Here is an 11697-nt window from a genome sequence, read left to right as displayed (position 1 = left end):
CTTCTAATGTGGATACCAAATTTGAAAGTTATTAGCCCGAAATGGCTTGATGAAAAAATTAGAAAAATGATTAAAGAGTATTAAATGGACTTATTTGAAATCATAAACCAACCAACAACCGAAGAATTTAAGCGTCTGTATCACGGCAGGGGAGAAAAAACATATCCGTTTTTAACGATTGACAGTATTGATGAGACTCTTTTTATTCAGTTTTACGAAAAAGTGGATGAAAAGCCGTTTTTGGAGATTTTCAAAAAAGCTCCGGAAAAATATAAGAATATTATCGTTAAAAGACGCTACGAAAATGAAAAGTGTAAAGTGAAAAGTGAAAAGTTATTTGCATTAAGAGGAATTATTCCAAATAATGCGGTGGCTATTGAAAACGGCATAAAATTCAAACTAAACTTTTACAATCAAAACATCGGATATTTCGGGGATGCGAAAAATGCAAGAATCTATGTGGAAAAAATAAGTAAAGACAAAAAAGTATTAAATCTTTTTGCATACACATGCGGGTTTTCACTGTTTGCCAGAAGAGGCGGGGCAAAATACATAGCAAATGTGGATATGAACAAATCCGTCCTTGCGATAGGCTTAACAAACCACCGGATAAACTCACTTGAAATTAAAAACATTTCATTTTTGCCGTATAATATACTAAAATCTTTTAATAAATTAAAAAAACAAGCACCTTATGATATTATTATAATCGACCCTCCCACTTTTCAAAAAGGAAGTTTTATTGCAAGTAAAGATTACGCAAAAATCATAAAAAAACTTCATCAACTCTCATATAAAAACACTACTCTTTTAGGGTGTATAAACGACCCTAAAATCACTAAAAAAGATTTTATAAGTTTAATCGAAGAAAATACGGAATTTAAAGTAAAAGAGGAGATAACTCCTCCAAAAGAATATAAAAATTCAACTCTTAAAAGTATTGTTTTTACTTCATACTGCAGGCGCTAGGTGCTCCGTTTACTCCGTAAATGGGCTGAATCATCTCATTTCCGGCCAAATCCTGCTGATGAACATAATCTATAAACTTAAGAAGTTCTTTTGCCGCTTTTTCAAAAGCTTTAGCGCTTTCGCTCTCAGGTCTTGATACTACAATAGGTTCTCCTTTATCTCCGCCTTCTCTAACCGCAGGTTCTATAGGAATTTTAGCCAAAATTTTAGTATCGTATTCTTCTGCCAGTTTTTCAGCAGCCCCGCTTCCGAAAATATCATATCTCTCACCACAGTTAGGACAAATAAATCCGCTCATATTCTCAATTACACCGGCAATTGGAATATGAAGCTGTTTAAACATATCCATACTTCTTTTAGCATCATCAACTGCAACCGTTTGAGGCGTCGTTACTGCAACTCCGGCAGTTACCGGTACCTGCTGAGCCATGGTCATCTGAGCGTCACCCGTCCCCGGAGGCATATCTATCACCAAAATATCCAAATCTCCCCAATCAACGTCTTCCATAAACTGCTGCAAGGCTTTTACAAGCATAGCACCTCTCCACATAAGGGCTTTACCTTCAGGGAGTAAATTCGCCATAGAAATAAACTTAACACCGTAGTTTTCAAAAGGTTTTACCTTATTGCCGACAACTTCCGGCTTTTTATCCTGCATTCCAAGCATTCTACTAACATTTGGTCCGTAAATATCCCCGTCAAGTATTCCTACTTTTTTACCTTCTTTTGCCAGTGCCAAAGCCAGATTAACAGCGGTTGTTGATTTTCCAACCCCTCCTTTTCCAGAGCTTACCATTACGAAAGATTTAACATTTGGCATTTTATTAACGCCTCTACTTGATGTTTCTCTCGGTTTTTTAGGTCTTATAATCTGAGTTGTAGCCTCAATGCCTATTTTTTTAAGCTCATCAACCGTTGCGTCATTTAGTTTCTGAGCCACCTCATCATCTGTTGAAGGAATTTGATAAGTAATAATCGCTTTTTTTCCGTCTTCACTTACTTCGATGTCTTTTACAAAACCAAAATCAACCACACTTTTTTTAAACCCAGGATAAATAACGTTTTTTAGGGCTTCATTAATTTTTTCTTTCACTAATTTCTCCTTATAAGATATTTTTATTGTTTATATAACTTTTTTTTATTTTTGTCAATACTTATTACACATTTTCCAGTTTTTGAGCGGATTCTTTTTTAAACTCTTCCCAGTTGAAATTTTCCATAGCTTCCTGAGTCACTTTATAAGAACAAAATTTCGGTCCGCACATAGAACAAAACTCGGCTTCTTTAAATACTTCCTGAGGAAGCGTTTCATCATGGTATTCCTTTGCTCTTTCCGGGTCAAGTGCTAGTTCAAACTGACGTTTCCAATCGAATTTGTATCTTGCATCACTCATCTCATCGTCAACTTTTCTGACCCCTGGTATTTTTCTTCCTATATCAGCCGCGTGAGCCGCAATCTTATAAGCCATCATCCCCTCTCTAACATCCTCTTCATTCGGAAGTCCAAGATGTTCTTTTGGAGTTACGTAACAAAGCATACTAACCCCTTGCCATGCAGCCATTGCGGCACCTATCGCGCTCCCTATATGGTCATAACCCGCTCCGATATCAAGTACCAAAGGACCTAATACATAAAAAGGAGCTTCATGACAGTAAATCTGTTCAAGTTTTACATTTCTTTCGATTTCGTTAATAGGCACATGTCCAGGGCCTTCTATCATTACCTGAACGTCTTTTTCCCAAGCTCTTTCAGTCAGTTCACCCAAAACTTTTAATTCTTCAAGCTGAGGCTTATCGCTGGCGTCATATAAACATCCGGGTCTAAGACTGTCTCCAAGTGACAAAGAAACATCATATCTTCTACAAATATCCAAAATATCGTCAAATATAGTATAAAAAGGATTTTCTTTATGGTGCTTTAACATCCAAGAAGCAGTCAAACTCCCTCCACGACTCACTATTCCCATTTTTCTTTTGGCGATTTCAGGCATATGTCTTAAAAGCAAACCTGCGTGAATAGTAAAATAACTGACTCCCTGACGTGCCTGTTTTTCAAGAACTCTTAAAATATCGTCATAAGTTAATTTTTCAACATCTCCAATTTCATCAATGATTTGATACATAGGAACCGTTCCGATAGGTACAGGAGAGGCTTTAATAATAGCTTCTCTAATCTCATCCATATTTTTCGCCCCCGCACTTAAATCCATAACGGTATCCGCTCCGTATTTTACAGCCGTTTGAAGCTTTCTCACTTCTTCTTCGATATCACTTGCTAAAGCTGAAGCTCCAATATTTGCGTTTACTTTTGTTTTCGTAACTCTTCCGATTGCCATAGGCTCAAGATGAGCATGATTGATATTTGCCGGAATAATAAGTCTTCCCCTTGCTACCTCGCTTCTTACAAATTCAGGTTCTAAATTTTCTTTTTTTGCCACATATTCCATCTCCTCGGTAACAATGCCTTTTTTAGCATAATACATCTGGGTTCTTACGCTGTCATTTTGGCGTTTTTTAATCCATTCTCTTCTCATAGACTTCCTTTTAAGATATGTTTTATCGGAATTTAACCAAAAAAACTTAAAATTGGCTTAAAAGCGTTATTAAAGTTTCGCTTTTTCACCTGGTTTATATTTATTTACAAATAGTAACATTTTTCTGTATAATTTCGTAACATTTTTACAAAAGGAAACAGTTTGAATATTGCTTTAATAGTACTAAGCGCAGGAAATTCCACAAGATTTGCCTATCCTGTAAAAAAACAGTGGATAAGAATCGGCAACACCCCTTTATGGAAATATGTAGCCGATAAATTCAACGACTTTTTCTCTTTTGAACAAACTGTGCTGACAGCAAATAAAGATGATGTAAGATTATATGAAAAACTTTGTGATTATACAATAGTCCCAGGAGATAAAGAAAGACAATTAAGCCTTAAAAACGCCTTAAAAAAGGTAAATACAGAATATGTAATGGTAACGGACGTAGCAAGAGCCTGCGTTCCTAAAGAAATTGTGTTAAAACTTATAAACAATCCTTCCGACTGCAGCGTCCCTTTTTTAAAACCGGTTGATACGGTGGTATACGAAAACCGGACGATAAACAGAGAAAAAGTAAAACTTATACAAACCCCTCAGCTTAGTAAAACGGATATATTAAAAAAGGCATTGGAAACGGATAAATTATTTACCGACGAAAGAGCCGCTATCGAAGCAATAGGAGGAAAAATAAAATATATACCAGGCTCGGAAGAAAGCAAAAAAATCACTTATTTTAAAGATTTAAATCTTCCATGTTTAAAACCTCCAAAAAAAACAATATTTACCGGAAACGGATACGATACACACAAATTTGAAAAAAATAAAAAAATGTTTTTAGGAGGAATTGAAATTGATACAGACTATGGATTTAAGGCCCACAGTGACGGAGACGTAGCGATACACGCCCTAATAGACGCTCTTTTAGGAGCCGCCGGATTTGGAGATATAGGAGAATTTTTTCCCGATAACGACGAGCGATATAAAAACGTCTCAAGTGTTAAACTCTTAAAAGAAGTTATAAATACGCTTACCTATACAGGATATGAAATAATAAACGCAGATATATCCATTATAGCCCAAAAACCGAGATTGAAAGAATATAAAACCAAAATACAAAGAAATTTAAGCAATATTTTAAAAGCACCCGTAAACATAAAAGCCACTACTAACGAAAAGATGGGATTTATCGGAAGAGGTGAAGGAATAGCGGTAATTGCCACGGCAAATTTAACATATAAGGACTGGTATGAAGATTATCATAGTAGAAAATGAACTCTACTTAGCTCAAAGCATTCAAAATAACCTAAGCGAAAAATTAAAAGCAAACTGCGAAATTTACGGCTCTTATAACGAAGTTATGGATAAAGAAGCAGATGTATTTATAGTAAATACAAATCTTCAAGGTCATTTAAATAATTTAATTACGGAAAAAAAAGATAAAATAATAATCCTCTTAGTCCCTTACGTAACATATGCAAACGTAACACACCCTATAGAAATAGGAGCAGATGATTATCTTCAAAAACCTTTTACGATAGAAGAGCTTATAAGAAAGATAAAACATTTAAAAGAATATTATTTAATAAAAGAAAAAGTAAAAAAACTTGAAAGTTTTATAGATTTTATACTAAAAGACATTGAACTTACTCTTCCTAAATACTCTTTTCCTATATTTATAAAATCATCACCTACAAAAACCATTGAAAAATTTATTTATGAAATAGCAAAAAAAGAAAACGCCCTTATTGAAATAGTAGATTTGGAAAAATTCAATAAAAAGAAATTTAACGATAAAAACAGAATATATTTTTGTTTGAATTATGAAAAAATTGAAGACGAAAAGATATTAAATTACATTTCCAAATATAAATCGGTTATACTTCTTCCTAAAAATTACGATAAAATTGAAAAATGTCTCGAAATAGAAGCAAATACGAAAAATTTTTTTGATGAAGAGATTTTAAGTATAGAAGAATATATAAAATTCATTATAAAAACCCATCAGCATAAATTCCCTGATACAGAACTTAGTAAAAAACTGGGAATAAGCAGAAAAAGTCTTTGGGAAAAAAGGAAAAAATATGGAATCTTCAAAAAAAAGTAAAATTTATATAGATAAAGAAGCCTGGATTACTCTTGCAATGGTACAGGCCGGACTTTTAAACCCTTTTGATAGATTAATGAATTCAAAAGAAGCTAAAACAGCCGACAGAGAAAAAAAATACAAAAACAAATCCGTTCCTTTTTCTTTTATTTTAGCTCCCGCCGGTAAAAAAAACGAAGAAATTTTAAAACTAAATCCAAAAAAAATCGACCTTTTTTGTGAAGGCAAAAAAGTCGGCGAAGTAGACGTCGAGGAAATTTATAAAATAGACCCGCTTGAGAGGGTAAAAATGATTTACGGCACCGCCGACGCCCAAAATTACCCTCAGGTTGCAAAAACGTTAAAAAGGCTTGGGAAATATGCTATAGCCGGGGATTTTTGGGTGGAAGACACCGGAATAAAAAAAAGAGTGGATTTTATAAAAGAGAAAATAAAAAATTTAGATTCGGTAGTGGGTATGACGATGCATGCCAAACCAATTCACAGAGTACACGAAAGAATTATGAGAATGGCCATAGAAAAAAACGATATTTTAATAGTATTTTTAATAAAAAATATTCAAGAAGACGAAATTCCCTATAAATTAAGATATGAAGCCTTAAACGAAATAATTACCAACTATTTCCCAAAAGATAAAATTTTAATAGTGCCTCTTCTTAACACATATATTTTTTCAGGAGTAAACGAAGCAATACTAGATGCTATGATTGCCAAAAATTTCGGCTGTAATAAATTTATTATGGGCCAAACCCATAAAGGGCTGGGAATTCATTATGAAGCCAATCATTTAAAAAGTATTTTTGACAGCATGGATTTGGATATTGAAGTGGAAACTATTAACGAATATGTTTACTGTGAAAAATGTAAAACCATCGTCAGCGTAAATTCCTGTCCTCACGGAAGTCATCACCATATAAGTTATCACAGCGATTCTATATTCGAGCTTATAAAAACCGGGCTTATGCCTCCTACTATTTTGATGAGAAAAGAAATAAGCGCAAAATACCTAGCTCATATTTTTCCAAACAGATTTAAAAACCTTCAAAAACTGTATTATGATATCTCCCCTAATAAAGGCCTTATCGAAGAAAGCAGTGATGAAGATTTTTATATAGCTTTAATGAAACTCTATCAGACAAGTTCTCTTACATAAAGGAAAAAAATGGCATCTTTTAAAGACAGATTCGATGCGGGAATTAAACTCGGAGAAGTAATAGATATCCCAAAAGATAGCGTAATTTTTGCTATTCCAAGAGGTGGAATACCTATAGGATATGCAATTTCACTTACAAAAAAAGTACCTATGGATATCGTAGTGGTAAGAAAACTTCCAATCCCTTTTAATCCGGAAGCGGGATTTGGAAGCATAACGATTGATGGAAAAGTCATTTTAAACCCTAATTTTGAATATCTTTTTTCTCAAATCCCTATAGACGCAATAGCCAGAGAAGTACTTGAAGAAGTAAAAAGAAGAGACTTTTTATACAGAAAACATGCACCTTACAAATCGCTTAAAGGAAAAACCGCAATAGTGGTAGATGACGGATTTGCCAGCGGTTATACGGCAATCGCAGCATATGAATTCTTAAAAAAACTAAATCCTGATAAAATTATAGCAATGGCGCCTGTGTGTCCAAACGATACAAAAAAACTGTTGGAAAATTATTTTGACAGCGTTTACTGTCTTATAGAAACAGATAAAAAACCTTTTGCCGTAGCAAGTTTTTATGAAGATTTTCATGATTTAAGAGATGAAGAAGTTTTAGAGATTATTAACGATTTAAAAGAAAAAAATTTATTATGGAGCGAATATGAAAAAAATTAACTGGTTTTTTTTAACGGGTTTTTACAGCGGTCTTTTACCAAAAGCGCCTGGGACATGGGGAAGCGCGGTTGGAGTTATCATTGCATATATCATAATTAAGTTTTTTCCAAATCCAAATCAAACCATTTTGATGTTAGCAGCTCTTTTTTTTGTAATGGGATACAAAATGGTTGAAGAATATGAAAAAAACGGCGGCATACATGATGACAAAAGAATAGTAATAGACGAAATAGCAGGTGTACTTATTACAGTAGGCCTGTTTGGAGATTTAAAACAGGATACGGAAATTAAGCTTCTTTTTGCATTTTTAGCTTTTAGGCTTTTTGATATATGGAAGCCTTCGATTATAGGAAAAATAGACCAAAAGGCAAAAGGGGGCTTAGGGGTTATGGGAGACGATGCATTAGCCGGAATTTTTGGGGGAATTCTTGCAGGAATTTTTTATATGGTATATTTAAAAGTTAAAACCATCGGAATATAAATATAAAAAAATGACAAAATTTAAGGCGTAGCGAAAATTCCGCCTTGACATTGTTTTACGCCTATCATAGGCTCGGCTTTATCTATAAGTTCCTCAAGCCCAAGTTCTACGGGGTTGCCTTTTAAATTAATTCTTATTTCAGTAATATAAAGATTCCCGTCTTTTCTTTTACAAACAAGTTGAAATTTTCTTCTATTTTTATCTCCAAACGCTCCTCCAAAAACAAATCTTATTCTTTGCAGAGAAACATATTGCCCCATATGCATTCTTACAAAACTTAAAAACTGACTTTCGTTAAACTGCTGGGTAAGTTTTATAGCCGTTAAAAAATACGTTTCCGCATCCGTCCCAAAACATGTTCCGTGTTTTTTCCATTCATGCTTTGCCAGATAATCGGCTGCTGGCATATATTTTTTTAACACTTTCCACATTAATGGAGAAAGATGAAATTTATATTTTGTAGAACAGTAATTTTTCTTTTTAGGCCAAAGACCATGAAGTACAAAATGAGACAACGAATAATCTCCCGGTTTTCTTAATCTACACGCTTTATCATTAGGATTGACTTTACAAAAACTGTTTTCCCAACTGAGAGCCAAAATATTTTTCGTTGAAACGGCATAAAGCAAACTTCCAACCAGCATTAATAAAGCCAAAAACTTTTTCATAAAATCTCCTTAATTTTTTCTATTTTTTCTATACTGTCGCGGATAAAATATTTTATCCCTTCACCTCCAAAAGCTCTATCAATTAACAAAATGTCATATTTTTTCAAAAAATACTCAATTTCTCTTGTTTTATTGTAATCCACCTCAAAAGTATACTCAAACACAGGAGCATAATCAATAAGCTCGGCGTTTTTTATGGCTTCTTTCGCTGCATCTCCGTAAGCTTTTACAAGTCCGCCCACTCCAAGTAAAATACCGCCGAAATATCTTACCGTAACAATACCAACGTTTATAATATTATTGCCTTCCAACACTTTAAGAGTGGGTTTGCCGCTGCTGCCTCTTGGCTCACCATCGTCACTGCTTCCCTCTACTATCTGATTGTATTCATTCAAATATCTAAAAGCCGTCACAAAATGATTTGCTTTTGGATGTCTTTTTTTGAGGTCTCTTAATGTTTCTTCAAAAGAAGAAAAAGGAACAAGGAAAGAATGAAATTTTGATTTTTTAACCTCTATACTTGCGGCCGATAAATCTTTTACTGTTTTCATTAATCAAAAAGTTTATTAATACTTTCGTTGTAGACTATTCTTCTGATAACCTCCGCAAACAGTTTTCCGGTTTTTAGTACTTTTATTTTTTTACACTCTTTATTAAACGGGATTGTATCGGTAATAATAAGTTCTTCCAAAACAGATTCTTTAATTCTATCAATTGCAGGACCGCTTAAAACCCCGTGAGTAGCAAAAGCCCTGACACTTGCGGCTCCTTTTTCCTTTAATGCTTTAGCCGCTTTTACCATAGTCCCTGCAGTATCTACCATATCATCTATTAAAATAACGTCTTTTCCTTTAACGTCCCCGATTATATTCATAACTTCACTCACATTAGCCTTTTCTCTTCTTTTATCCACTATTACCATATCAAGACCCAGCTTGCTTGCAAAATATCTAGCCCTTGCCACTCCTCCTATATCAGGGGAAGCTATAATCGGATTTTTAAGACCTTTTTCTTTAAAGTAATCAAAAAAAAGAATACTTCCGTAAAGATTATCCACAGGAATATCAAAAAATCCCTGAATCTGCCCTGCGTGTAAATCAATGGTAACAACCCTGTCAATTCCGGCTTTTTCCATCATATTGGCTACAAGTTTTGCAGTAATAGGAACTCTAGGAGCCGCTTTTCTGTCTTGTCTAGCATACCCGAAATAAGGAACTACCGCCGTAATACTTTTAGCACTCGCTCTTCTCATAGCATCGGTAATAATTAAAAGTTCCATTAAATTGTCATTTGCCGGAGCACATGTGGGTTGAATGATAAAACAATCTATCCCTCTTACACTCTCCCCTATCTGCACGTTAATTTCACCGTCGCTGAATCTGTTAACGGTAATTTTACTAAGAGGTCTGTCAAGATAATAAGCTATATCTTCCGCTACTTTAGGATTTGCCGTTCCGCTGAATAATTTAAACTTCATAATCTCTCCTTTGTTTTGTTAATGAAATGGTATCAAAATTATTTTAATCTATCTTTCCAATAACCAGGTTTTTTCTTTAAATGCATTATGGCCAAAACAATAATTTTTTTATCATTCACAAAATATATAATCCCAAAAGGAAACCTATTAACTAAACATCTTCTAATATCATCTTCTATAAGCTGAGAAGAAAAAGGGAATAATTTTAATCTTTTTAAGCTTTTATTAATTTCATTCAAAAACTTTAAACCCAATCCTTTTTGACACTCTTCATAATATAAAACAGACTCTTTTAATTCTTCCTCCGCTTTTGGATGAAAAAATATTTTCATTTAATTTCTTTTAAAATATTTTCCAAAATTTCTTTATCGCTTTTTAAATTTACATCAGAATTTAAAACTTCCTCTTTTCGGTTTTTTACTTCTTTAATCCATGCATTTTCAATTTCACTGTCAATATTGCAAATACTGTCTAAAAGTTTATCTATCAATTTTAATTTGATATCAACAGGCAACATTTCAGTTACACTAAATATTTCTTTAGTGTTTAACATCTGATATCCTTTTTTCTAATTATATCATTATCATCCGTTATACAACGAAAAACAAAAATTTAATATTAATTCACCTCTACACCCCGCTTTTTCCATTTTCCATTTTCCATTATTTCCCCCCTCTTATCCATCCTCCGCCCAAAAGCTTTTCACCTTCATAAAATACACATGCCTGCCCTTTTGCAACCCCAATTACAGGTTCTTTAAATTTTACGACGGCTTTTGTTTTAGTTTCCATTTTTACGACTGCCGGGAGTTTTGGCGCCCTGTATCTTACTTTTGCCTCACATTCAAAAATTTTATCCTCTATAAAAAGATTAACTCCTTTTAAAAACACCTGTTTTTTTTCCAAATCTTTTTTATCACCTACAATAAGCGTATTGCTTTTGGCATCTATCCCTATTACATAATGAGGCTTATGGGCTTTAAAAAGATGAAAACCTTTTCTCTGTCCGACGGTATAAAACGCATATCCCTTATGCACCCCTATCTTATGACCTCTTTTATTTATCACCTTTCCCTTTTTTTCGGGATTAAAATGAAGTTTTAACACATCTATATAACTATTATCTATAAAACAGATATCCTGAGATTCTTTTTGAGAGGCAAATTCCTCAAGGCCTATTTGCCTTGCTATCTCTTTTATTTCATCTTTTGTATATTCCCCAAGAGGAAATAATACTTTTGGTAATACCTCTTTTTTTATCCCAAACAAAAAATAACTCTGGTCTTTGCTTTTATCTTTTGCCTCATACAAAAATTTCCCGTCATTTCTTACATAATGCCCGGTTGCAGCCTTGTCACACCCGTATTTTTCCAAAAAATTCATAAAAATACCGAATTTTATTTTTGTATTGCACATTGCACAGGGATTTGGAGTCGCCCCTTCTTCATAGCTTTCTACAAAATATTCATACACTTCTTTTTTAAACTCTTCTTCCACATCTTCGACATAATACTTAAAACCTATAAGCTTTGAGAGTTTTTCTATTTTTTCCAGATTTTCCTTATGATTAACCCCACTGTGCATTTTCATATAAAGACCGATAACTTCATAACCCTGTTGTTTTAAAATATAAG

General features: G+C 33.6%; 14 protein-coding genes. 6 read left to right on the top strand and 8 right to left on the bottom strand.

Annotation, left to right across the window (positions count from 1 at the left end; translation table 11 throughout):
* Nucleotides 1-84: 84 nt before the first annotated feature.
* Nucleotides 85-969 (top strand): class I SAM-dependent methyltransferase, encoded by an 885-nt coding sequence (locus tag ACXJH6_RS07420; protein WP_456471121.1) that lies wholly within the window; start codon nt 85-87, stop codon nt 967-969.
* On the opposite strand, the gene ACXJH6_RS07415 is transcribed toward ACXJH6_RS07420, so the two are convergent.
* Nucleotides 947-2062 carry an Mrp/NBP35 family ATP-binding protein gene (locus tag ACXJH6_RS07415; protein WP_456471120.1) on the bottom strand — a complete coding sequence of 372 codons (1116 nt, stop codon included), beginning with the start codon at nt 2060-2062 and terminating at the stop codon, nt 947-949. The genes ACXJH6_RS07420 and ACXJH6_RS07415 overlap by 23 nt on opposite strands.
* 64 nt (nt 2063-2126) lie before the next feature.
* On the bottom strand, nt 2127-3503 hold the full coding sequence (gene thiC / locus ACXJH6_RS07410) for a phosphomethylpyrimidine synthase ThiC (protein WP_456471119.1): 1377 nt from the start codon (nt 3501-3503) through the stop codon (nt 2127-2129).
* 162 nt (nt 3504-3665) lie between these two features.
* On the opposite strand from thiC, the gene ACXJH6_RS07405 reads away from it, so the two are divergent.
* The 5 genes from ACXJH6_RS07405 to ACXJH6_RS07385 are packed head-to-tail and all read left to right on the top strand — an operon-like array spanning nt 3666 to nt 7919.
* Nucleotides 3666-4781 carry a bifunctional 2-C-methyl-D-erythritol 4-phosphate cytidylyltransferase/2-C-methyl-D-erythritol 2,4-cyclodiphosphate synthase gene (locus ACXJH6_RS07405; RefSeq protein ID WP_456471118.1) on the top strand — a complete coding sequence of 372 codons (1116 nt, stop codon included), beginning with the start codon at nt 3666-3668 and terminating at the stop codon, nt 4779-4781.
* Nucleotides 4756-5613, top strand: coding sequence for a DNA-binding transcriptional response regulator (locus tag ACXJH6_RS07400; RefSeq protein ID WP_456471117.1), 858 nt, complete (start codon nt 4756-4758; stop codon nt 5611-5613). The genes ACXJH6_RS07405 and ACXJH6_RS07400 overlap by 26 nt, the downstream gene beginning before the upstream one ends.
* Nucleotides 5591-6766 carry a sulfate adenylyltransferase gene (locus tag ACXJH6_RS07395; protein WP_456471116.1) on the top strand — a complete coding sequence of 392 codons (1176 nt, stop codon included), beginning with the start codon at nt 5591-5593 and terminating at the stop codon, nt 6764-6766. Before ACXJH6_RS07400 ends, ACXJH6_RS07395 begins: the two co-directional genes overlap by 23 nt.
* A 9-nt stretch (nt 6767-6775) precedes the next feature.
* Nucleotides 6776-7438, top strand: a complete 663-nt coding sequence (locus tag ACXJH6_RS07390; protein WP_456471115.1) for a phosphoribosyltransferase — start codon at nt 6776-6778, stop codon at nt 7436-7438.
* Nucleotides 7425-7919, top strand: a complete 495-nt coding sequence (locus ACXJH6_RS07385; protein WP_456471114.1) for a phosphatidylglycerophosphatase A family protein — start codon at nt 7425-7427, stop codon at nt 7917-7919. Before ACXJH6_RS07390 ends, ACXJH6_RS07385 begins: the two co-directional genes overlap by 14 nt.
* Nucleotides 7920-7939: 20 nt before the next feature.
* On the opposite strand, the gene ACXJH6_RS07380 is transcribed toward ACXJH6_RS07385, so the two are convergent.
* The 6 genes from ACXJH6_RS07380 to mnmA all read right to left on the bottom strand — a co-directional run.
* The gene (locus ACXJH6_RS07380; RefSeq protein WP_456471113.1) at nt 7940-8587 is read right to left on the bottom strand and encodes a ribonuclease T2 family protein; all 648 of its coding nucleotides are present in this window, start codon (nt 8585-8587) and stop codon (nt 7940-7942) included.
* Nucleotides 8584-9138, bottom strand: a complete 555-nt coding sequence (locus ACXJH6_RS07375; protein WP_456471112.1) for a YigZ family protein — start codon at nt 9136-9138, stop codon at nt 8584-8586. Before ACXJH6_RS07375 ends, ACXJH6_RS07380 begins: the two co-directional genes overlap by 4 nt.
* The gene (locus tag ACXJH6_RS07370) at nt 9138-10064 is read right to left on the bottom strand and encodes a ribose-phosphate pyrophosphokinase (protein ID WP_456471111.1); all 927 of its coding nucleotides are present in this window, start codon (nt 10062-10064) and stop codon (nt 9138-9140) included. The genes ACXJH6_RS07375 and ACXJH6_RS07370 overlap by 1 nt, the downstream gene beginning before the upstream one ends.
* 38 nt (nt 10065-10102) lie before the next feature.
* A complete protein-coding gene (locus tag ACXJH6_RS07365; protein ID WP_456471110.1) occupies nt 10103-10396 on the bottom strand; it encodes a type II toxin-antitoxin system RelE/ParE family toxin in 294 nt (97 codons plus the stop codon).
* Nucleotides 10393-10617 carry an addiction module protein gene (locus ACXJH6_RS07360; RefSeq protein WP_456471109.1) on the bottom strand — a complete coding sequence of 75 codons (225 nt, stop codon included), beginning with the start codon at nt 10615-10617 and terminating at the stop codon, nt 10393-10395. Before ACXJH6_RS07360 ends, ACXJH6_RS07365 begins: the two co-directional genes overlap by 4 nt.
* A 109-nt stretch (nt 10618-10726) precedes the next feature.
* On the bottom strand, nt 10727-11697 hold a 971-nt coding region (gene mnmA / locus ACXJH6_RS07355; protein WP_456471108.1), incomplete at its 5' end, for a tRNA 2-thiouridine(34) synthase MnmA.

Source organism: Caminibacter sp., from assembly GCF_053999135.1.
This window is presented reverse-complemented; position numbering and strand designations above follow the sequence as displayed.